Consider the following 22,053-nt stretch of genomic DNA (forward strand, 5'->3'; position numbering starts at 1 on the left):
AGAACGCCAAGGCATTCCCCGGAGAAACCCGACGCATGGATTCGTCAGCCAACTCTTTGATCAACCCCGACGCCCGCATGGGGCTCGCCGGCGCGCAGCCCGCGGCCGCTCAGGCCGCAGGCGGCCAGACCGGCGGCACGGCCGACCTCGGTGGCCTCGGCGGCCTCGGAGGTCTCGGCGGCAATTTCGGCCAGCGTCTGTCCGGACTCGCGCAGATGCGCGGCAACCCGCGCGCGCCGCTGGTGTTCGCGGTCGCGCTGCTGGTGGCGGTCGTCGCCGGTCTGTTCCTGTGGTCGCGCGCGCCTAGCTACAAGGTGCTCTATAGCAATCTGTCCGACCGCGACGGCGGCTCGATCATCACCGCGCTGCAGCAGGCCAATATCCCATACAAGCTGTCCGAAAGCGGCACCGCGGTGCTCGTGCCCGCCGAGCAGGTCCACGAGACCCGCCTGCGCCTCGCATCGCAGGGACTGCCGAAGAGCGGCTCGGTCGGTTTCGAGCTGATGGACAACCAGAAATTCGGCATCAGCCAGTTCGACGAACAGGTCAACTATCAGCGCGCGCTCGAAGGCGAACTCGAACGCACGATCGGATCTATCTCGAGCGTCAAATCGGCGCGCGTGCACCTCGCGATTCCGAAGCCGAGCGTATTCGTGCGCGACAAGGAACCGCCGTCGGCGTCGGTGCTCGTGAACCTGTACCCGGGCCGCGTGCTCGACGAAGGGCAGGTGGTCGCGATTACGCATATGGTGGCGTCGGCGGTGCCGCAAATGCCGGTGCGCGGCGTGACGATCCTCGACCAGGACGGCAACCTGCTCACGCAGCCAACCAACGGCAGCGGCCTCGATGCGACCCAGCTGAAGTTCCGCCAGCAGATCGAACGCAACACGCAGCAGCGCATCGACACGATCCTCGCGCCGCTGTTCGGCGCCGGCAACGCGCGCTCGCAGGTCAGCGCCGACATCGACTTCTCGCACAGCGAGCAGACTTCGGAGAAGTACGGCCCGAACGCCAATCCGCAGGACGCCGCGATCCGCAGCCAGCAGACGAGCAGCGCCACCGAAATGTCGCAGGGCGGCGCCTCGGGCGTGCCGGGCGCGCTGTCGAATCAGCCGCCGCAGCCGGCCTCCGCGCCGATCGTGGCCGGCAACGGCGCGAGCTCCGTGAGCACGACGCCGATCAGCGATCACAAGGATTCGACCACCAACTACGAGCTCGACAAGACCGTGCGTCACATCGACCAGCCGATGGGCGGCATCCGCAGGCTGACGGTCGCGGTGGTCGTCAACTATATGCGGGTCGTCGATCCGAAGGGTCACGTGACGATGCAGCCGGTCAGCGCCGACAAGCTCGCGCAGATCACGCAGCTCGTGAAGGACGCGATGGGCTACGACGCGTCGCGCGGCGACTCGGTCAACGTGGTCAACAGCGCGTTCACTACCGACCTCGACCCGAACGCCGACCTGCCGTGGTGGCGCACGCCGGACATGCTGGCGCTGTACAAGCAGATCGCGACGTACCTCGGCATCGGCGCGGTGGCCCTGTTCCTCTACTTCGTGATGGTGAAGCCGGCGCTGCGCCGCGCGTTCCCGCCGCCGCCCGAGCCGGTGCCCGCGCTGATGTCGCCCGACGAACCGGTGCTGCTCGACGGCATCCCGGCCGACGAGCGCGATGGAGCGGTGGTCGAAATCGAAGCGGATAGCGAAAAGCTCGCGCTCGAAAACGCGAAGCACAAGTACGAGCGGAACCTGGAGTTCGCGCGCAACATCGCGCGTCAGGATCCGAAGATCGTAGCAACCGTCGTCAAGAACTGGGTGTCCGATGAGCGCTGAAGGCGTAGTGAAGAGCGCGCTGCTGCTGATGTCGATCGGCGAGGAAGAGGCGGCGCAGGTGTTCAAGTTTCTGGGCCCGCGTGAGGTTCAGAAAATCGGCGTCGCGATGGCCGCGCTGAAAAACGTCACCCGCGAGCAAATCGACGAGGTACTGCAGGAGTTCGTGCGCGAGGCCGAGCAGCACACCGGCATGTCGCTCGATTCGAGCGATTACATCCGCTCGGTGCTGACCAAGGCGCTCGGCGACGACAAGGCCGGCGCGATCATCGACCGCATCCTGCAGGGCAGCGACACGAGCGGCATCGAAGGCCTGAAGTGGATGGACTCGTCGGCGGTCGCGGAACTGATCAAGAACGAGCATCCGCAGATCATCGCGACGATTCTCGTGCATCTGGACCGCGATCAGGCCTCGGAGATCGTGTCGTGCTTCCCGGAGCGCCTGCGCAACGACGTGCTGCTGCGGATCGCGACGCTCGACGGCATCCAGCCGGCCGCGCTGCGCGAGCTCGACGACGTGCTGACCGGCCTGCTGTCGGGCAGCGACAACCTGAAGCGCAGCCCGATGGGCGGCATCCGTACGGCCGCCGAGATTCTGAACTTCATGTCGAGCAACCACGAGGAAGGCGTCATCGAAAACGTGCGCCAGTACGACGCCGAGCTCGCGCAAAAGATCATCGACCAGATGTTCGTGTTCGAGAACCTGCTCGACCTCGAAGACCGCGCGATCCAACTGCTGCTGAAGGAAGTCGAATCCGAGGCGCTGATCATCTCGCTGAAGGGCGCGCCGCCCGCGCTGCGTCAGAAGTTCCTGTCGAACATGTCGCAGCGCGCGGCCGAGTTGCTCGCCGAAGACCTCGACGCACGCGGCCCGGTGCGCGTGTCCGAAGTCGAGACGCAACAGCGCCGCATCCTGCAGATCGTGCGCAACCTGGCCGAGAGCGGCCAGATCGTGATCGGCGGCAAGGCGGAAGACGCATATGTCTGATCCGAACGCCCCGGCAAAGGACGGCCTCTCGGCTTACCAGCGCTGGGAGATGGCGTCGTTCGACCCGGCTCCGCCGCCGCCCCCGCCGGCCGAGCCCGAGTTCGACGAGCGCGCGTTCGAAGCCGAACTCGAGCGCCGCCGTGAAGCCGCGCATGCGCAGGGCGTCGCGTCCGGTCATGTGGCCGGCCAGGCGCTCGGTTATCAGGCGGGCTACGACCAGGGGCACGCGCAGGGTTTCGCACAGGGCCAGACCGAGGCGCGCGAGGAAGCGATGCGGCTCGCCGCGCTCGCCGAAACCTTCAAGACCGCGCTCGACGGCGCGCAGCACGCGATCTCCGAAACGCTGATCGCACTCGCGCTCGACATCGCGCAACAGGTCGTGCGCCAGCATGTGCAGCACGACCCGACCGCGCTGATCGCGGCCGCGCGCGAGGTGCTCGCGGCCGAGCCCGCGCTCTCCGGCGCGCCGGCGCTGATCGTGAGTCCCGCCGATCTGCCGGTGGTCGAGGCGTATCTGCTCGAAGAATTGCAAACGCGCGGCTGGACCGTGCGCACCGATGCATCAGTGGAGCGTGGCGGTTGCCGCGCGCAGGCCGGTACCGGTGAAGTCGACGCGGGCATCGATACGCGCTGGCAGCGCGTCGCCGCCGCGCTCGGCAAGGTGAGCACGTGGTGAAGCCGACACTCGACGAGATCCGCGCGAGCGACCTGACGCCGCTCGAACGCGAGCTCGCGTTGGCGTCTTTCGGCGCCGAGGCGCTGGCCGATGTCGAGTCGTCCGGTTTTCCGGAGCCCCCGGATGCGGCATGGCACGCTCCCGCGACTGCGCATCCGGCGACAGGCGCGGCGGTGAGCCGCGAGTCCGCCGCGACGGACCACGCCGCTCACGCCCCGCACGCACCGTCCTACGATCCCGCGCTCGACATCAATCCGCACATGCAGGCATGGCGCGGCCAGCTCGACGCGCTGCGCGCACGCAATGCGATCGCGAAGCCGCTGCGCGCGTGCGGGCGCCTGACACGCGCGGCCGGTCTGGTGCTCGAAGCAGTCGGTCTGCGCCTGTCGGTCGGCGCCGAAGTGATGATCGAGCTGCCGCCCGGCAGTTCGCTGCCGATGGCCGAAGCCGAAGTGGTCGGCTTCTCCGGCGACAAGCTGTTCCTGATGCCGACCACCGAAGTGATCGGCCTGTTGCCCGGTGCGCGCGTCTTTCCGCTCGAAAGCGCGCCGATCGCAGATCCGCTCGCCGGCGCGAAGCGTCTGCCGGTCGGCTGGGAATTGCTCGGCCGCGTGCTCGACGCATCGGGCCGTCCGCTCGACGGGCTCGGCCCGCTTGGCACGCAAACCGATGCGCCGCTGTCCGCGCCGGTCATCAATCCGCTCAATCGCGAGCCGATTCACAAGGTGCTCGACGTCGGCGTGCGCGCGATCAACTCGCTGTTGACCGTCGGCCGTGGTCAGCGCATGGGGCTGTTCGCGGGTTCGGGCGTCGGTAAATCGGTGCTGCTCGGCACGATGGCGCGCTACACCAGCGCCGAGGTGATCGTGATCGGCCTGATCGGCGAACGCGGCCGGGAAGTGAAGGAGTTCATCGAACAGATTCTCGGCGAGGAAGGCTTGGCGCGCTCGGTCGTGATCGCCGCGCCGGCCGACGTGTCGCCGCTATTGCGGATGCAGGCCGCCGCGTACTCGACCTCGCTCGCCGAATACTTCCGCGACCAGGGCAAGCACGTGCTGCTGCTGATGGATTCGCTGACCCGTTACGCGATGGCGCAGCGCGAGATCGCGCTGGCGATCGGCGAGCCGCCCGCCACCAAGGGCTATCCGCCGTCGGTGTTCGCGAAGCTGCCGGCGCTGGTCGAGCGCACCGGCAACGGACCGGCGGGCGGCGGCTCGATCACCGCGTTCTACACGGTGCTCACCGAAGGCGACGACCAGCAGGACCCGATCGCCGACTCGGCGCGCGCGATTCTCGACGGTCACATCGTGCTGTCGCGCTCGCTCGCCGAAGCCGGCCACTACCCCGCGATCGATATCGAAGCGTCGATTAGCCGGGCAATGACCGCGTTGATCGACGATAACCATCTGAATAAAACGCGTATGTTCAAGCAGATGCTGTCGCGCTATCAGCGCAACCGCGATCTGATCAACGTCGGCGCTTATTCCGCCGGGCGCGACGCGTTGCTCGATCGCGCGATCGCGCTGTACCCGCGGATGGAAGCGTTCCTGCAGCAAGGTTTTCGCGAGTGCGCTAACTTCCAGCCGAGCATCGACATGCTGAACGCGCTGTTTGCCCAGGATCGAGGAGGCTGATTATGTCGAAACACTTTCCGATCAAGACGCTGATCGGTCTCGCGCAGGACGACGTGGACGCCGCCGCGCAGCGGCTCGGCCGCGCGCAGCGCGAGCGCAACGACGTACAGGCGCAACTCGATGCACTCGTGCAGTACCGCAATGAATACTACGCACGCTTCACCGAGAGCGCGCAGTCGGGGATGCCCGCCGGCAACATGCGCAACTTCCAGGCGTTCCTCGACACGCTCGACGGAGCGATCGAGCAGCAGCGCAACCTGCTCGCGGCGGCGAGCGCGCGCGTCGAGATGGCGAAGCCCGACTGGCAGCGCCAGAAGCAGAAGCTCGGCTCGTACGAAGTGCTGCAGGCACGCGGCGAGGCGGCCGAGGCGAAGGTTGCGGCGCGTCGCGAACAACGCGACGCCGACGAATTTGCGGCGCGGAGTCTGCGCATGCGAGCCGACGGCGCGTGAGGCCTTGCCTCACGGTTAATGCCTGACGGCACACCCGTTTGACCGATTCACAGGATTCTTTATGTCGCTTCTTTCACAGATCGGCTCGCAACTGAGCACGCTGCTCGACGCGAGCAGCAATGGATCGAGCAGCGCGGCCGCGAACGCCGCGAGCTCGACCCCGTTCGCGCAGACCTTGCAGCAAAGCATCGACCAGCAGAACAGCGCGAATCAACAGCAGACCAGTTCAACGAAGGCGTCGCAAGCCTCGGCACCGAGCGCGCCCAGCGCACCCGCGCCCGTGCCCACTCCCTCACGGCAGAGCGCGGGCAGTAGCCAGAACGGCAGCGGCACGGCGAGCAACGCGGCCAGCGCCAGCGCGTCATCGTCGTCCACAACATCCGCGACGTCGACGACACCCGCGCAGCAGGCATCGAACAGCCAGTCGACCACGACGCAAACCGGGCAGCAAGACACCAAGGCCCAAACCGACGCTGGCGCGCTCGCTGCCGCGGCGGCCGCCGCCCAGGCGCAGGCGCAAGCGCAGGCACAGGCCGCCGTCATTAACACCGACGCGAACGCGACCACCGCGACCGATGCCGCAAGCTCCGCGGCCGACGCGCTGAGCGCGCTGAGCGCGCTGGCCGGCACGGCCACGAGCGCGCTCACGGCCACCGCGGCAGGCAGAAAAGGCGCAGTCGATCCGAAGTCGCTGCAGGACGCGCTGCAGAATGCGCTGTCCGCGCTATCGAGCGGCCAGGGCGCGGTGCCCGCGGCCTCGCTCGCTAGCGGCGCGGCGGCGAAAGCCGCGAGCGTATCGAGCGCGGTACGCGGCCTTAGCAACCCGAAAAACGACCTGAACGGCACCTCGGACGACAAGACGCCCGTCACCGGCAAGGGCGCGTCGACCACCCACACGACGCCGACGACGGCAACGGCCGTCGCGAGCGCGCTGGCCGATCCATCGACAGCGAAGTCGGCCGCCGATGCAATCAGCGCCGCGGCCGCGACCAGCGGCCAGGCCGACAGTCTCGCGTCGACGCGCAGCGCGTCCGAGGCGGCGAACGCGGCGCTGGCCGCGACGCAAGCGGCAGCGAACGCCGCGAGCACGACGGCGGCGGTGCAGAGCACCGGCAACGCGAGCGCGGCCGCCGCCGCGAACGCGTTGACGCCGCAGGTCGGCACGAGCGCCTGGGAAGAAGCGCTGAGCCAGAAGGTGGTGTTTTTGTCGAATGCGCATTCGCAGAGTGCCGAGCTGACGCTCAATCCGAAGGATCTGGGGCCGTTGCAGGTCGTGTTGCAGGTGGCGGATAACCATGCGCATGCGCTGTTCGTGTCGCAGCACCAGTCGGTGCGGGAGGCGGTCGAGGCGGCGTTGCCGAAGCTTCGCGAGGCGATGGAATCCAATGGAATTGGGCTCGGCAGTGCGAGCGTGAGTGATGGGTTTGCCCGGCAAAGCGGGCAACAGCAGCAGCAGAGCGCTGGCGCGGGTGGGGCGAATGGGAAGGATGGTCGTGGTGGTTCCCTTGCAGGGGACGGTTCTGCGGACTCCAGCGATGCCATCGCTAATGTTGCCGTGCGGCAGAAGGTTGGATTAGTCGATACGTTTGCCTAGGGCGAGGCGGGCGCTTCTTTTTCGTTGTTCCGGCGTTCTTGGCCTTTCCTTGCTGGCTTGTCGGTCTATTGGCGTTGCCCCTGTGCGGGGCGGCACCTACTTTCTTTGCTGCTGTGTATGGACCGGACACATGGGTAACAGGTGTGCGGGGACATGGGTAACACATGATCCGCTCATCGCTGCTGGTTCAGGTTGATGGTTCCAAACCGGTGATGCGCAAAAAACAGGTCATAACAGTTCTCTTCGCCCACGCGTTCGCGAATCGCAACGGGCAGATTGTGCAAGGCGCTCGATACCTTGAAGCGCCGCTTCCTGAAGCGTAGTTCACCGTTCCAGCCCACGCGTTGCACGATATCGTTCTCACCATATTCGATCGGCGGCAGAATCTCGGGGTAGGCGCGCGGACTCGGCCGATAGCGCGTGACTGGCGTCGCCATGTCCAGCGCCTGATGCGGGCGCTGATGGTTGTAGACCGAGCGCCATGCATCGAACGCCCGCTGGGCGCTGGGCAGGTCCTTGAAGTGGTGCCCGGCGATCACCTCGGCCTTCAGTGTGCGGTGAAACCGTTCCTCCTTGCCGTTGGTCTGCGGATGGGCGACGCGACTGTGAGACAGGCTATGCCCAGCCGGATGAGCCAGATCGCCAGTTCGGTCAACTGGCCCGCCTGGCTGGGGCTGCCCCACGGTGAACCGTTGTCCGCGTTGATGCGCAGCGGCAGCCCGTAGCGGCGGAACGTGCGTTCCAGGTGATGTTGCACGGTCCGTGTATCGGTGCCGATGCAGGCATCGAGCGTGACGTTGTAGCGCGAATGATCGTCCAGCATCGTCAATGGCGAACAATGCCGTCCGTCCTGCAGGTCGAACCAGCCCTTGAAATCCATCTGCCAGAGATCGTTGGGCTGCTCGTGCTCGAAACGCTGCCACGGCGTGGCTGCCGCAGAGGCGGCGGCATCGATCAGCCCGTGGCGATGCAGGATGTCCGTCACCGTGCTGGGAGCAGGCACATCCGTATGTCCCAGATCACTCAGGCGCCGGCTGATCTTGCGCCCGCCCCATGCAGGATGGGCCTGACGCAGTTGCACTACCTGCTGCTCGACGCACGGCGCCGTGCGGGCCGGAGTCTGCCGCGGCCGACGGGAGCGATCGGCCAGAGCCATGGCTGTCGAGTCCTGCGCATGACGTGACAGCCACTTGTAGCCCGTCTTCGCACTGATGCCGAAGCGCCGGCACAGCTCACGCCGGTTGGCGCCTTCCTGCAAGGCCAGACAAACGAATTCCAGACGCAGGTTCATGGTCTCTCTCGGGTTCCAGGGCATGACCGGCTCCGCGCGATTCACTCGCCCAAAGTGTTACCCATGTCCCCGCACACCTGTTACCCATGTGTCCGGTCCATACACTGCTGCAAAGAAAGTAGGTGCCGCCCCGCACAGGGGCAACTTCGACTCTCACGCGTAAACCGCCAGAACCCTTGTCCATCAAGACCTTCGCGACGATTATAGCGTGCTGGCGACGGTCAGAATTGCGCCGCGAGGACTGCGCGGGGACTAGTGCCGCGCGTTTTCCGCGCGAGACACTGATTCGCCGCTTTCCGTTGCTGGACGGGCGTCTCGCGGATTTGCGGCCTTCTGGCGGCTTCGCGCCGCTGCCTATGGTTCGGTATCGGTCGTGCTGCGCGGACGTCCCTGCGCGTCTGTATGCGGTCCGCTGCGCTTTCGGCGGTTCATTGCCTGCGCCGCCAACCGTCGGTCTGCGGTCGGTCGCTAATGGTAGGATGAGTTCGACCAGTATTTACGCATCTCCTTGCCGGCAAACGGGCTAGCCGGGACGAGTGCTGCGTGAATAGCGGCTGCTCTGCCAATGGGAATCCGGTACTAGGATTCAAGCGTTTTGCATCGACCAAGAACGTCTAGTCCCCTATAAAGACATCACCTGCTATGACTTATGCCGAAGCAGATACAGAATTCTTTGCGTTAATCGAAAAACACATGCCGCAACTGACCGGTACGTTAGGGAAAACGAAGTTCCCTAACACGTACCGCGCGATGTTAACGTTTGTCATCAAGATAAATAGCCTCAAGACGGCAATGTTCGATATGGTGGATTCGAACAACCCGTATGCGTTCAAATTGCTATTCCGGTGTTTCAGTGAGCACTACCTGCGCTTCACATATGTGTTCGTCCGGTTCGCGAGCGAGAAGACGGATACGGCAGGCGATGACTACTACTCCTTTTGCGGAGCTGCTGAAGCGATGGACTACGTGTCTGCAGTCAAGGCTGCGGAGGCGTTGCTTGGGAACACCCTGGTTGGAGACATGCGGAACGCGCTCACCCAGTTATACCCGCGTACAGAGCGAATGAGCGCGCGCCAGATCGAAGCGGAATCCGGCAAATTCAAGTATCGCGCAATACTTCGATTCCTTGCTGAAACCGCGCCTGGCATGATTGCAAAAGGGCAGCCGTTCCTCGCTCAAATCGTTCCGGCCTACGCGCTCCTGTCGTCGTTCGTACATGGCGGTCCATACGCTGAGATGGAAATGTCAGATTTCGCCAAGGCCGAAGCCCTCGAAGGCTGTGTACAGGACGCCGACCTCGTTTGCCTGATGGCAGCATCGGTCTTCGCGTTTACAGCGGCCGCTATCTCGCGAGAAGTTCACGATTGCCGTCCCGTTGCGTCCGAGTTGTTCGCCTGGATTAAGCGATACTCCGATCGTTGAAAAGGCAGGCGAGGCCCCGATGAAACTTGTCGCACGACACTGACATCACCGTCCTTTGTCAGTCCGGGGTCGTCCAGCCGGGGGGCGGTTCCAAAATCTTTGGGGTCTGGCGGAAACCCCCGAAGAAGTTTTTCTCCCATCGGCGCGGTTCGTGCACCGGGGATCGAGCCGCCCACCACCCGAGCCGGACCCCGGCTGCACCCGCAGCGCCCGCCACCCGTACGCCGACGGCAACGAATGCTGACCCGGCAGGAATCGGCCAGGAGGGGATATTCGTCGCTCGTCTCGAAAGCGGTCATCCAGATGGCAAGATGCATCTCCCCGGAAGACGACGGGCGATCTCCGCCATGACTGCGCGCAGGGTCAACGCACAGTTAGTGCAGCACTATCGGTCTGCCGGCAGTCGGTTCGTTAGCGAACAGAACGCTTTTTTCACAGATGTATAAATAAACGAACGGCTGATAGCCCTGTCCCAGATTGAGCCATGCCAAGACGAAAGCTGGTAACAGCGGTGAGTGTTCTGTTCAGCCTGACTGGACATACGATGCTGGCACAATCACAGCCAGCCGCGGCGCAGTTTCACGAGCATTCTGAAGCGGAACGGGATCGTTTTTTCGATAGACCGCAAATTAACCCGACCCCCGGAAGAGTCTTGGTGCTACAGGGGAGCAAGGATGCGCACGTCGAAGTCTGGTTAAGTGTGGACTACGCAACGAACGACGAAAATTGCAAGACGCAGACGTTGCTCGCCTATATTTTTGGTGCGCCGGACGTGGCTCAGACTGTAACCGATTCTGTCCGGATACCAGCCGGGAAAACGACATTTTCTGCGCGTTTCTTTCTCGACCGGTATCTACCCGGTCGTTGCAAGTGGCAACCGTTAGCAGCCAGTCACGCAGAATTCGAACCGGACCAAGCTGCTGGACCATTCGTGGAGAGCGGAGTTGTCGTGATACGGCCAGAGGGAAAACGCAGAACCAAGTTAACCTGGGTCTGCCACCGCAAGCCGTCGTACCTTTCCGAGGATGAGCCGAAGCGACTTGATTGCAGGCCAGGAGAACGTTTCTCGCCTGCGAACACGACGGTATCGATTGACGGCGCTGTTGTGGAAGTTGACTTCACGTTAGCGCCCGGGCCTGACTCGCCTTAAGCGATCCCTCGAGGAGCGGAGGCTCCTTCGCGTTATCCAAGGACCTCGTTACACGCTCGCTCGCATAGGCTCGTTGCATTGCCTCCGAATGTCCGCTGCTAACTTGTAACTGTCCGCTCCGGGTCGATTCGCGCCGGTCGGCGCTCATGTCGGCTTCCCGCTGCGACGGGCACGCTGGCGGCGTTTGCGTTCGGCGTCGTAGCGACGGCGATCCTCGGCGGTCAGGAGCAGCGGCGCCGGGTGGACTTCGCGCTCGGGCAGCTTTGCGGTCCAGTGAGCGCGTCCGTCGATCACGTCGGCGACAAGTCGGCAAAAGGTCTGCTGGCCGGTATCCACAATCGCCTCCGCTCGTTGTTCGCGCAACGATCGATTCTGAACCTCCTTGGACGGACAGCGCAACAAAAAGGCCGTGCGACGCGCACCACGCCGCACGGCCAGCCGACATCGCGGATATTTTCAAATCCCGCCGCGCCCCGGGATTGTGCTAATCGTCGCGCACGCCGCGCGGATAGCGCCTGCGGTAGTCGGCGATCCGGCGCTCGAACACGGCATCGGCCGGTGAGATACGGGTCCCGGTCACTGCGGCCGACCGGCGCGCACGATCCTCAGCCAGCGTGCGCTCGACCAGCGCTTCGGCAGGCGTCAGGCTGCGCATGTCGGTGATCGTGGCTTCGGGCTGCGCCGGCACGGCACACAGCGACAATTCCAGCCACTCCCATTTCGTGAAGCGCACGCCGCCGCCCTGCATCGGCTCCGCTTCGAGCGGCCGGAAGCCGATCGACACCGAGCGCAGCAGGCCGGCCTTCACGCTGGCCCACGCGTCGTCACACAGGCTTTTCAGCGGCCCGTCCTGCTCGATCTTCGCAATCACCGCCTTGAAGTGAACGCCGAGCTTCGACGCCGCGCCGAGCACCACACTACCGACGCTTCGGGTGTGATCGTGGCCGACCAGCAGCGGCAGCGGCGTCACGAATTTCACGCCGAGCGGTTCGATCACGTCACCGTACCTGTCCGGGGTCGGTGTCGATGCGGTCCCGCTGATCTCGCGCAGATCCTCGTTGGCGCTGCGGATGACCAGCAGCGTGCTGGCGTGCTGGATATCGACCTGTCTCAAGGTGTGTGCCCCTTGCGTTTCGTTGCGGCAGCGGCCGTCGCCCATGCCGCGCCCGACAGGTACGCAATCGAGCCGGGGGCGGCCTGCCAGGCTACAAAGCGGCGGGCCAGATAGCCGACCAGGTTCTCGGCCCACAGCGAGTGCATCACACCGTCAATGGTCACATCCGCCTGCGTGGCAACGTCGAGTTCCACGCCGCCGTCGCCATAGGCGATGCCGCCCGCATCGACCAGCGCGAGCAGACCATCGGCGAGCGCTGACGACGCGACGACCGGCAGGCCACAGAAGACGCCACCCTTTACACCCAGCCCGGCCGCGCTGCCAACCAGAGAGGGTTGCACGCACAGCGACATCGCAGTGTTCGACGACATGACCAGCACCGCGCGCTCGATGTCACCTTCGAACGCCGCGGTCAGCGCGGCCATGTCAGCGCGCACGTCCCCGGTCGACGACACTTCGACCGCATCGACAAGCAGTGACGCAGGCGCACCCGGGACCGGCGCCGCGGCGAACGCGGCCGCACTGGTGAGCTTCGCTACCGCGCGCTGAAGGCTGCGGGTCAACGATGCCTCGGCAGCGTCGGTTGCTAGCGCAACGACTTCCTTCGTGACGGTGATCAGTCCGCAGGCCTTCTGCGGTTCGACCTTCGTTTCCGTGAACGACGCGCCGCTCACCACGACCGGCTCGCCTTCGCCCGTCCAGAGTGCGACCGGGTCCTCGTCCTGAACGAGAACGCGTGTACGAAGCGGGATGGTGTGCAGCGGACTAATTGCGTCGATGCGCGGCAGAAGATCGTAGAAGCCCGCGCCCGCCATGAATTCCGCCATCGCCCCGCGCCAAGCGGCATCCCCGCCGAGGTCGGACGTGTCGACGATGACCGCTTTCTGCAGCAGGCCGATCACCGGTCCTTCGCTGTAATCCCTGCGCGCGATTTCCACGGCGGCAACCGGGTCGCCGTCTGCTCTCGCCAGGCATCGCATCGCCTTGATGAAAGTGTTGCCGTTGATCACGTTGCCCCCGCTTCACTTCGTCCGGATGGCTGGATGATCGTCGTGGGCCGGTCGGAAGTCGATGCCGGAATTTCCGCGTGATCCGCGTTATCCGTCGCCGTTGTAGCTGCGTTCGATCTCGCGCGCCAGATCGAGAATGCGGTACAGGCGCCGGTTGCCGAGCAGCCGGAACGGCACCCGGTTCACGCCTTCGGCTGCCTGCCTGCGCAGTGCATCGGGACCGGCATAGCCGAGCACCTTCGCCGCCGCCGCTTCATCGATCCCACCATCGGCGGCGACCGCGATCTCGTTGCGTCGGCAATAGCGCTCGATCTGGCGCGCCGTTGCTGCGATGCGCGCGGCGAGTCCGGCATCGAGGTCGGTCATCTTCTATTCCGGTGCTTGCCATCAAATAGAATTGCCGCCGTCGAATCTCTCTCGCAACGCGCCCATGAAGTCGTTCATCGACTGACGCTGGGCAGCCTCGATCTTCATGCAATGGTCCCACGCGTCGCGATCAATCAGGGCCTCGATTTCTTCGCGCACCCGCTCGCGCAACTCGCGCGGATCCATTGCGTCAAGTTCCCAGAACTGGTTGCCGTAGTGCGTTCTGTACCAGTGATGGCGCGGATCGCCTGCCTTCGAGTCGGTCGCGAATCCGGGCAGTTCGGGATTCATCACGTCTGTTCGCGTGAGCGCGATCCGTTTGAGAAAATATGCGAATTCGTCGCCGGCGCCATAGCGCGACAGCCGTTCGGGTAAATCCATTTCGCTCATGTGCATGCCGCTCGGATCGAAGTCGCCGATGTACAGCAGGTTCGTGAACCTGTCGTCATCCGCAATCTCGTCGGCGATGTCATGCACGGTCGTCGCCGAGCCGTACCCGTGTAACACCCTGAACGTCACGCCCAGTTCGTCGAGCACGGGCGCAATCGTGCCGCGCACCGTACCCTTTTCACTGATGACTTCGACCCGTTGCGGCTGGTCGTTCCAGTAGTCGAGCCGATACCCGCGTACCGCCGCATTCATGATCTGCATCGGGTTGTCCCACTGCTGTGCTCGCTCGGGACGGCGTGTCTCGTCAACGATCCATTCCCATTCGATGTCCTCGTTTTCGCGCGCCCGCGTCAGTAGCGACGACACCCTGTTTGTACTCGACTTGGCCATGTTCGGGATCAGGCCCATCGTGAACAGCTTGTAGCAGACCGCGCGAACGGTCGCCGGCTGAATGACTTCGAGTATGTCGATTGCGGCGGCGATCAGTTGCTTCGACGCCTCGTGCATTCCGCGTCCCATGACGACCTCGCGTTGAAAGAGTGGTTGACAGGATTACTGTGTTGACAAGTTGACGTTGCATACAAACCTGTAAAACCCGTCAAGCCGTTAAAGTCAGTAAAGCTAATAAATCAGATTAGCTATATAGAGTAAGTAAACTCTCTCTCTTATATAACTACAGTGATTCGCTCATGGCCTCGACCATCTGGCGGGCGATAGGCGTCAGACTTGGAATGCCACCCGGTAACGTGACATAGCCGCCTGCCTGAAGACGGCGGATCATCTGCCAGACCGCCTGACGCGTCACACCGAGTGCCGTCATGAGTTCGGCCGGCAGTCGTTCGCCGCGATAGATCGCCGCCAGATAGCGCATCTGCTCGCCTGTCGCCACGTTGTCGGCGTCGCACACAAACCGGAACTGAAGGTCATCGCCAAGACGCAACACCAACCGGCTATCCGCCACGTCGCGGCCGGTGACGTGCAGCACGCGCCGGTCGTCGCCTTCGTTGCGCAGCACGAACAGCGCGTCCGCACCGCCCGCCACGGCGGTCGATCCGCCGATCTGCGCGTAGATGTCGGCGAATTCGTTTTTCGTTGTATGACCTACCGCGATAATCGACATCGCGCGCTCGTTGGCCTCGCGGGCCAGAAACGAAAGTTCGGCGGACTCCTGTTCATACTGGTCCTGCCGCCGGTCGAGCGGCGCGCGAAACTTGGCCCATACGTCGATCACCAGCAGCTTCACCGGCATCCGGTCCAGCGTCGCGGTGAGCGCGTTCTGGTTGCCGCGCTTCCATTCGAAGGACCAGGCGAGATCAGGAAGATGGGCGGTGTCGATCCCGGCGCGCTGAAGGCGGTCGTACACGCGCCAGCGCGCGTTCTCAATGTCGATGTACCAGCAACGTCCCGCATCCACGTCACGGCCCCACAGCGGCGTGCCGCTCGCCACGGCGACCGCCATCTGCAACGCGAGCAGCGACTTGCCGCCTTTCGGTCGGCCCGCGAGATAGATCAGGCCGGTCGGCAGCAGGCCGTTGATCACGAACTTCGGACGCACGGGCGGCGCGGCGATCAGGGTCTCGGTCATCACAATTTCAGGACTCCATATCTCGACTGTTTGCCCAGCGCCGTTCGGTTGCGCGGCGGCGGCCTTCGTCGCGCGCCGTTCGGCGGCTTCGCGCTGCTCCCGCCGGTTGCCGCTGTGCTCGATCAGGTGGGCATACACCGGCGCATCGACGCTTCCCGGCACGTCGCGTTCGGCGCTCATAGCTCACCCCGATCCGCACGGGCGCGCAGCGCTTCGAGCAGTGAGGCACGTGCGTTCGCCTCGATCCAGTCGTGGTGTTCGTTCCAGTCGGCTTTAGACATGAACACGCGACACCGTTCGAGTTCGCGCGCAATGCGCGTCTCGAACCAGTGCTCAAGCGCTTGCGCGTCGGCGAAGCGCGGCCTATCCTGCGGCTGAAGTTCTCCATGCCCGTCCGCTGCGACGGGCTTTTTTTCGGCGGTCATGATGCGCTACCTCACGCCGGTTCGGCTTCGGGGCGGCGCTTCGTCATGCGCGCTTCCCATTCGCGGGCGGCGGCATAGGTGATCAGGATCTTCCGCCCGAGTTGAAGCTCGGCTGGCCCGAGGCCATCACGGCGCAGCTTGTACAGGCCCACGCGACTGACGTGGTAAATCTCGCAGAACTGCGCAATCGTCATGGCGCCGAGTTCGGCAACGGACGAAGGCGGCGCATCAGGCGCACGATTCACGAGCGTTTTCATGGAAGTCCTCACGGTTGCTGAAGTTGCCGTAAGGACAAATCTAGGCGGGGATAGAGCGTCTGGAAACGAACCGGAAAGGCCACGCAAAATCTGCGTGCCTTGATTTTTTCGCGGTGTTATCCCTGATTACCGTAAGCGCGGGCCAGTTGCCGCATCAGTTCGACCGCCACCCGGTTGTCGTCGTAAGCCTTTTCGATGGCGCGCTCGCCGAGGTGAAAGCGCAGGGCGACTTCCTTGACGGCATCCTTGCGAGGCGCTTTTTCGCCTGCTGCCTTGCGCCGTTCGATGCTCTCGCAAACGGCGTGGCAAATCTGAAAGTTCTTTTCGCGGCTGCGCCGTTGCTGCTGGCTGGGTGGCATGGGACGCAGGCACGGGAACGAGACCCGCCAGTTCTTCAGATCGTCGCCGTCGCTCGGCGGCGTCCACAGGCGTTGTGCAATCTCTGCGCCAGCGCGCTGGGCGAGCGTCGGCGCACCGGTCGAACTGATGGCGGCGTGGGCGTCGTGCGCGAATACCCACATGGAAAGCATGAGCACGTCCTCATCGAGCGCCCTGATGAAGTCCGTCGCATCCTGCAGGCTGCACGGCAATGTCCAGTTCGCGCCGTCCATCATCTGGCGGAAGTGATCGCGCATCGCGAGCTTCTCGGCCAGTTCGGCACTGTAGCGCTGATACGGCGAATCGTCGGCGTCCATCCTTGGTCCCGTTTGAACTACAGGGAAGTTAGATTAACACCGGTAAACGGCTACGCATCAACAGGCTGGCGCGGACCCGAGCCGCGAAAAAAGCCTGCGGGTAGCAGGCTTTCGTGAGGGGTGCGTGGCTTCTTAGGCGGCGATCCCGTCAGCATCGCCCGCTTCGGGCGTGCGTGGCCGGTCGAGCAGCGAGAGTGCTTCGGCCAGCTTCGTCTCGCGTGCCTTCATGTAGCGCTGCGTCATGCGGCTGTCAGCGTGACCGAGAATCTTCTGCACGTGGTACTGCGAGGCGCCTTCGTTGATCATCCTCGTGGCCGTGTGATGGCGCGTGTCCATGAAACGGAAGTCGGTGATCTGCGCGGCCCGCTTCACCTCGTCCCAGTCGCGCACCTCGCGTAGCGCCCGACCGAGTTCGTCGGTGAAGACGCGCGCCCACTTCACCTGACGCCGCCACGCCATCAGCGTCTCGTAGGCTTCGCGGTTCATCGGAACCACGCGGCGCCGCTTGACCTTGGACGTGGCCGGCTCGACCGTGATCGTCCTTGCCTTCAGATCGACCGACTTCCATTCGAGCCGCAGCAGTTCCGAGCGGCGCAGGCCGGTATTGATCGCGACGATGATCGCCGGGCGGACGTGATCGACAAACGCGTGATGTGCGGCCGGCAGGTTCGTGATCCGGCGGCCGTCAGCGAGTTCTGCCGCTTCGCGGATACGCGCCTCCCGCGCCACGAGCGCGCCACGCAACCGCGCCTCTTCGTCAACCGTCAGTTCGCGACCGTGCCCGGCTTCTTCCTCGGGATCGGTCTTGCAGCGCAGCCGCGCGCAGGGATTGCTGCCGATGATCTCGTGCTCAACTGCGTGCGTGAACAGTCCACCGATAGCGCCGAGCGTGCGGTTGATACCGGAAGGCTTGTGGCCCGCCGCGATCCGCGCCTCGATCCACTTCTTCATCATCGGCCTCGTGACCTCATCGAGTCGTTTCGCGATCAGGCCGGGGAAGTCGCGCCGGATGTTCTTCAGGTTCTGTTCCGGCGTGTCAGACTTCGTTGTGCCGAGCCAGAACGTCCGGTAGTCGCCGTCGAGATACTGGCCGACGGTTGGCATCGTCACCAGCTTCGCGTCGGCCGTGCGCCGCTCGTGCTTGGCGACGCGCGTGGACATCGTATCGGTCTTGTGATCGGTGCGGCCGATGAACGCCTTTGCCGCCGCGCGCGCCTGCTCGACCGACATCGCCGGATGCCGGCCGATAGTCCTTTTCTGCTGACCTTCGGGCGCCGACCACCGGTACACGAACGACACCGAGCCGTTCGGCCGTATCCGCAGACCGAAGCCGGTCAGCTGGTCGTCGTAGATGTCGCGCAGCTTCGGCGCGCCGCCGTTCGCCATCGTGGCGGCGCGCTCGTTTTCGAGTCGCCGGACCAGTTCGCGGTTGATTCTTTCCTTCGCCATTTTTCTGTCCTCAAGTGACCTGTTCACGACGCGAGGACAAATAAAGGACAATTCGCGCCGTGAACAATCGTGAACCCCGGGATGCGGGGATGACATTAAGGTCTTGATTTCATTGACGAAATGGAACTTTAGTGCACAGCGAGAAACAGTCAAGTAGCCCCGCACAGGGGCAACGCCAATAGACCGATAAGAAGGCAAGGAAAGGCCAACACCACAAAGAACAACGACAAAAAAACAACCAAAAACGAGAAACACCCAGAAATAGCCAGAAATAGCCCTTCTTTTCGACCCATAGCGCCGCAGGCAAATCAACAACAATCACCCTAACCCTTACTACGCCAGCACCAGGCTGGCAACCCAAATGGCAACTACGACCGCCCCGCAACAAGCCGCGCCCGCCTCGCCGGGCCCCATGAAGCGCATCATCCTGATCGTCCTCATTGCGCTGATCGCCGCGGGCGCTGCCGGTGCCGGCGTGTGGTTCTTCATGTCGAAGCGCGCACCCGTCGCCGTATCGGCCGAAGCAGCGCCGGCGCTGTCCGCCGCGCCGCTGTTCTTCCCGCTCGAATCGATGACCGTCAACCTGCAATCGGACGACGGCCAGCAACACTTCCTGCGCATCGGCCTCACGCTGAAGCTCGGCGACGCCGGCACCCAGCAGGCGCTCACCGATCACATGCCGGAAGTGCGCAGCCGCATCCTGCTCGCGCTGTCGAACAAGCACCCCGAAGAACTCGCGCCGCTCGAAGGCAAGCGCGCGCTCGCCGAAGAGCTGAAGACGCTGATCACGGAGCCGATCGAGCGGGGCGTCGCACCGATCCGCGTGCAGGACGTGCTGTTCACCGAGTTCGTCGTGCAGTGACGTGGCCTTGTCTAGCGCTGCCATCATCAATCGCCAAGGGACGCACGAGGAATAAGCAATGAGCCATGAAGAGTTCATGTCCCAGGAGGAGGTCGATGCCCTTCTGAAGGGCGTCACCGGCGAATCCGACACGGAATCCGAGCAGAACGACCGCACGGGCGTACGCCCGTACAACATCGCGACGCAGGAACGTATCGTCCGTGGCCGGATGCCGGGCCTCGAAATCATCAACGACCGCTTCGCGCGCCTGTTGCGCGTCGGCATTTTCAACTTCATGCGGCGCTCGGCGGAAATCTCCGTCGGCCCGGTGAAGGTGCAGAAGTACAGCGAATTCACGCGCAATCTGCCGATCCCGACCAATCTGAACCTGGTGCACGTGAAGCCGTTGCGCGGCACGTCGCTGTTCGTGTTCGATCCGAACCTCGTGTTCTTCGTGGTCGATAACCTGTTCGGCGGCGACGGGCGTTTCCATACGCGCGTCGAAGGACGCGATTTCACGCAGACCGAGCAGCGCATCATCACGAAACTGCTCAATCTGACGTTCGAGCACTACACGGCGTCGTGGAAGAGCGTGCGCCCGCTGCAGTTCGAATACGTGCGCTCGGAAATGCACACGCAGTTCGCCAACGTCGCGACGCCGAACGAAATCGTCATCGTCACGCAGTTCTCGATCGAGTTCGGCTCGACGGGCGGCACGCTGCACATCTGCATGCCCTACTCGATGATCGAGCCGATCCGCGACGTACTGTCGTCGCCGATCCAGGGCGAAGCGATGGACGTCGACCGCCGCTGGGTGCGCGTGCTGTCGCAGCAGGTGCAGGCTGCCGAAGTGCAGCTGACCGCCGACCTCGCGCAGGTGCCGGTCACGTTCGAACAGATCCTGAACATGCGCAAAGGCGATGTTCTGCCGATCAACATCCCCGAGCACATCACCGCGAAAGTCGACGGCGTGCCGGTGATGGAATGCGGCTACGGAATTTTCAATGGTCAGTACGCGTTGCGGGTCCAGAAGATGATCAGCGCAGCCGACACGATGAAGGAAGGTGGATATGAGTGACCTGAACGCAAAGCCCGAGAGCGATCTCGAGGCAGCCGAGCAACTCGCCGCCGGCGCGCTGTCCGCCGCGGAAGACGACGCGGCGATGGACGACTGGGCCAGCGCGCTCGCAGAGCAGAACGGCAACGCCGAGGTCAACCCGGCCGCGGCCGGTGTGTTCCAGCCGCTGTCGAAGGTCGAGCCGACCGCGACGCACAACGATATCGACATGATTCTGGACATCCCCGTCCAGATGACGGTCGAGCTCGGCCGCACCAAAATCGCGATCCGCAATCTGCTGCAGCTCGCGCAGGGCTCGGTGGTCGAACTCGACGGTATGGCCGGCGAGCCGATGGACGTGCTCGTCAACGGCTGTCTGATCGCTCAGGGCGAAGTGGTGGTCGTCAACGACAAGTTCGGTATCCGGCTGACCGACATCATCACGCCGTCCGAACGCATCCGGAAACTCAATCGATGAAACGTTTGGCAGGTCGCGGCGTGTTGCTCGCGCCGCTCATCGCGTCCAGCGTCGCGCACGCCGCCGACATGAACGCGGTCAACAACGCCGCGAAGATCGCCTCGGGTGTCGGCGCTAGTAGCGCGGTGCCGGCGCTCGGCGTCGGCGCGGTGCTGCAAACCTTCGTCGGGCTCGCGGTCGTGATCGGCCTCGTGTTCGGCTGCGCATGGCTCGCGCGACGCTTCGGCCTGCAACCGGGCCAGCGCGGCGGCCTCGTGAAGACGGTCGGTGGCGCTTCGCTCGGCGGCAAGGAGCGCGTCGCGGTCGTCGAGATCGGCGATACGTGGCTCGTGCTCGGCGCTGCGCCCGGCAACGTGCGGCTGCTGCATACGATGCCGGCGGGTTCCGTCGCGGCCGATACGGTTGCCGCTTCGCCCGCACCGCTTTCCGGCACCTTTGGTCAACGCTTTCGCGACGCCATGAAGGGCGAAGTGGGCAAACGTTTCAACGCGCACCGCGGCGGGGATCGGTAATGCAGGTCAGTTTCAGGCAGTCAGGTTGGTTCTTCACGCTATCGCGCCGTGCGGCGCGCTCGCTCCCCGCAGTGCTTCGACTCGCGCTGCCGGCACTGCTGGTCGCGCTGCCGACGCTGTCGTTCGCGCAAACCGCCGGCCTGCCGGCCTTCACGACGAGCCCCGGCCCGAATGGCGGCACGACCTACTCGCTGAGCGTGCAGACGATGCTGCTGCTCACGATGCTGTCGTTCCTGCCCGCGATGGTGCTGATGATGACGAGCTTCACGCGCATCGTGATCGTGTTGTCGCTGCTGCGCCAGGCGCTCGGCACGACTACGACGCCGCCGAACCAGGTGCTCGTCGGTCTTGCGCTGTTTCTGACGTTTTTCGTGATGTCGCCGGTGCTCGATAAGGCCTATAACGAAGGCTACAAGCCGTTTTCCGAAGGCACGCTGCCGATGGACCAGGCGGTGTCGCGCGGCGTCGCGCCGTTCAAGACCTTCATGCTGCGGCAGACCCGCGAAAGCGACCTCGCGCTGTTCGCCCGCATCTCGCACGCGGCGCCGATGCAGGGGCCCGAAGACGTGCCGCTGTCGCTGCTGGTGCCGTCGTTCGTGACAAGCGAGTTGAAAACCGGCTTCACGATCGGCTTCACGATCTTCATCCCGTTCCTGATCATCGACATGGTGGTCGCGAGCGTGCTGATGTCGATGGGCATGATGATGGTGTCGCCGGCGACGATTTCGCTGCCGTTCAAGCTGATGCTGTTCGTGCTCGTCGACGGCTGGCAGTTGCTGCTCGGCTCGCTCGCGCAGAGCTTCGTCTGATTATTTTCGACTCCTCGTTCTTCAGGTAC

The 22,053-nt window shown here is 64.2% G+C and carries 22 protein-coding genes and 1 pseudogene; 12 read left to right on the top strand and 11 right to left on the bottom strand.

Annotation, left to right across the window (positions count from 1 at the left end; genetic code table 11):
• Nucleotides 1–35: 35 nt before the first annotated feature.
• From fliF to BC1002_RS15035, 6 genes are all read left to right on the top strand, one after another.
• On the top strand, nt 36–1,832 hold the full coding sequence (gene fliF, locus BC1002_RS15010; RefSeq protein WP_013090846.1) for a flagellar basal-body MS-ring/collar protein FliF: 1,797 nt from the start codon (nt 36–38) through the stop codon (nt 1,830–1,832).
• On the top strand, nt 1,822–2,817 hold the full coding sequence (gene fliG / locus BC1002_RS15015; RefSeq protein WP_013090847.1) for a flagellar motor switch protein FliG: 996 nt from the start codon (nt 1,822–1,824) through the stop codon (nt 2,815–2,817). The genes fliF and fliG overlap by 11 nt, the downstream gene beginning before the upstream one ends.
• A complete protein-coding gene (gene fliH / locus BC1002_RS15020; protein WP_013090848.1) occupies nt 2,810–3,493 on the top strand; it encodes a flagellar assembly protein FliH in 684 nt (227 codons plus the stop codon). Before fliG ends, fliH begins: the two co-directional genes overlap by 8 nt.
• Nucleotides 3,487–5,127, top strand: a complete 1,641-nt coding sequence (gene fliI / locus BC1002_RS15025) for a flagellar protein export ATPase FliI (protein ID WP_013090849.1) — start codon at nt 3,487–3,489, stop codon at nt 5,125–5,127. The genes fliH and fliI overlap by 7 nt, the downstream gene beginning before the upstream one ends.
• A 2-nt stretch (nt 5,128–5,129) precedes the next feature.
• Complete coding sequence (gene fliJ / locus BC1002_RS15030) at nt 5,130–5,579, top strand: flagellar export protein FliJ (protein ID WP_013090850.1); 450 nt, start codon at nt 5,130–5,132, stop codon at nt 5,577–5,579.
• A gap of 61 nt (nt 5,580–5,640) precedes the next feature.
• The gene (locus tag BC1002_RS15035; RefSeq protein WP_013090851.1) at nt 5,641–7,173 is read left to right on the top strand and encodes a flagellar hook-length control protein FliK; all 1,533 of its coding nucleotides are present in this window, start codon (nt 5,641–5,643) and stop codon (nt 7,171–7,173) included.
• Nucleotides 7,174–7,346: 173 nt separating this feature from the next.
• On the opposite strand, the pseudogene BC1002_RS15040 reads toward BC1002_RS15035, so the two are convergent.
• Nucleotides 7,347–8,488 (bottom strand): annotated as a pseudogene (locus BC1002_RS15040) (IS481 family transposase).
• Nucleotides 8,489–9,106: 618 nt separating this feature from the next.
• Here BC1002_RS15040 and BC1002_RS15045 point away from each other — a divergent pair.
• The gene (locus tag BC1002_RS15045; protein WP_013090852.1) at nt 9,107–9,886 is read left to right on the top strand and encodes a hypothetical protein; all 780 of its coding nucleotides are present in this window, start codon (nt 9,107–9,109) and stop codon (nt 9,884–9,886) included.
• Nucleotides 9,887–11,180: 1,294 nt separating this feature from the next.
• On the opposite strand, the gene BC1002_RS15050 is transcribed toward BC1002_RS15045, so the two are convergent.
• The 10 genes from BC1002_RS15050 to BC1002_RS15095 form a co-directional block, all read right to left on the bottom strand.
• Complete coding sequence (locus tag BC1002_RS15050; protein ID WP_013090854.1) at nt 11,181–11,372, bottom strand: hypothetical protein; 192 nt, start codon at nt 11,370–11,372, stop codon at nt 11,181–11,183.
• 148 nt (nt 11,373–11,520) lie between these two features.
• Entirely contained in the window at nt 11,521–12,150 is a 630-nt protein-coding gene (locus BC1002_RS15055) for an HK97 family phage prohead protease (protein WP_013090855.1), read from the bottom strand.
• Nucleotides 12,147–13,160, bottom strand: coding sequence for a phage major capsid family protein (locus tag BC1002_RS15060; protein ID WP_013090856.1), 1,014 nt, complete (start codon nt 13,158–13,160; stop codon nt 12,147–12,149). The genes BC1002_RS15055 and BC1002_RS15060 overlap by 4 nt, the downstream gene beginning before the upstream one ends.
• An 87-nt stretch (nt 13,161–13,247) precedes the next feature.
• Complete coding sequence (locus BC1002_RS15065; RefSeq protein WP_013090857.1) at nt 13,248–13,526, bottom strand: hypothetical protein; 279 nt, start codon at nt 13,524–13,526, stop codon at nt 13,248–13,250.
• Between the two features lie 21 nt (nt 13,527–13,547).
• Entirely contained in the window at nt 13,548–14,435 is an 888-nt protein-coding gene (locus BC1002_RS15070; protein WP_013090858.1) for a hypothetical protein, read from the bottom strand.
• A 154-nt stretch (nt 14,436–14,589) separates the two neighbouring features.
• Nucleotides 14,590–15,681, bottom strand: coding sequence for an AAA family ATPase (locus tag BC1002_RS15075; RefSeq protein WP_013090859.1), 1,092 nt, complete (start codon nt 15,679–15,681; stop codon nt 14,590–14,592).
• The gene (locus tag BC1002_RS15080; protein WP_013090860.1) at nt 15,678–15,926 is read right to left on the bottom strand and encodes a hypothetical protein; all 249 of its coding nucleotides are present in this window, start codon (nt 15,924–15,926) and stop codon (nt 15,678–15,680) included. The genes BC1002_RS15075 and BC1002_RS15080 overlap by 4 nt, the downstream gene beginning before the upstream one ends.
• A gap of 11 nt (nt 15,927–15,937) precedes the next feature.
• Nucleotides 15,938–16,183 carry a helix-turn-helix domain-containing protein gene (locus tag BC1002_RS15085; protein WP_013090861.1) on the bottom strand — a complete coding sequence of 82 codons (246 nt, stop codon included), beginning with the start codon at nt 16,181–16,183 and terminating at the stop codon, nt 15,938–15,940.
• Between the two features lie 116 nt (nt 16,184–16,299).
• A complete protein-coding gene (locus BC1002_RS15090; protein WP_013090862.1) occupies nt 16,300–16,878 on the bottom strand; it encodes a hypothetical protein in 579 nt (192 codons plus the stop codon).
• 132 nt (nt 16,879–17,010) lie between these two features.
• Nucleotides 17,011–18,327, bottom strand: coding sequence for a site-specific integrase (locus BC1002_RS15095; protein WP_013090863.1), 1,317 nt, complete (start codon nt 18,325–18,327; stop codon nt 17,011–17,013).
• 361 nt (nt 18,328–18,688) lie between these two features.
• Between BC1002_RS15095 and fliL the strand changes: the two genes are divergently transcribed.
• From fliL to fliP, 5 genes are read left to right on the top strand one after another with little or no spacing between them, the layout of a single operon-like run.
• On the top strand, nt 18,689–19,189 hold the full coding sequence (gene fliL, locus BC1002_RS15100; protein ID WP_013090864.1) for a flagellar basal body-associated protein FliL: 501 nt from the start codon (nt 18,689–18,691) through the stop codon (nt 19,187–19,189).
• Between the two features lie 58 nt (nt 19,190–19,247).
• Nucleotides 19,248–20,246 carry a flagellar motor switch protein FliM gene (gene fliM, locus BC1002_RS15105; protein WP_013090865.1) on the top strand — a complete coding sequence of 333 codons (999 nt, stop codon included), beginning with the start codon at nt 19,248–19,250 and terminating at the stop codon, nt 20,244–20,246.
• A complete protein-coding gene (fliN, locus tag BC1002_RS15110; RefSeq protein ID WP_013090866.1) occupies nt 20,239–20,703 on the top strand; it encodes a flagellar motor switch protein FliN in 465 nt (154 codons plus the stop codon). The genes fliM and fliN overlap by 8 nt, the downstream gene beginning before the upstream one ends.
• Nucleotides 20,700–21,215 (top strand): flagellar biosynthetic protein FliO, encoded by a 516-nt coding sequence (gene fliO / locus BC1002_RS15115; protein WP_013090867.1) that lies wholly within the window; start codon nt 20,700–20,702, stop codon nt 21,213–21,215. Before fliN ends, fliO begins: the two co-directional genes overlap by 4 nt.
• Nucleotides 21,215–22,024: a flagellar type III secretion system pore protein FliP gene (gene fliP, locus BC1002_RS15120; RefSeq protein ID WP_013090868.1), complete on the top strand. Its 810-nt coding sequence runs from the start codon at nt 21,215–21,217 to the stop codon at nt 22,022–22,024. The genes fliO and fliP overlap by 1 nt, the downstream gene beginning before the upstream one ends.
• Nucleotides 22,025–22,053: the final 29 nt, after the last annotated feature.

This window comes from Paraburkholderia atlantica (assembly GCF_000092885.1).
Taxonomy (GTDB): Bacteria; Pseudomonadota; Gammaproteobacteria; order Burkholderiales; family Burkholderiaceae; genus Paraburkholderia; species Paraburkholderia atlantica.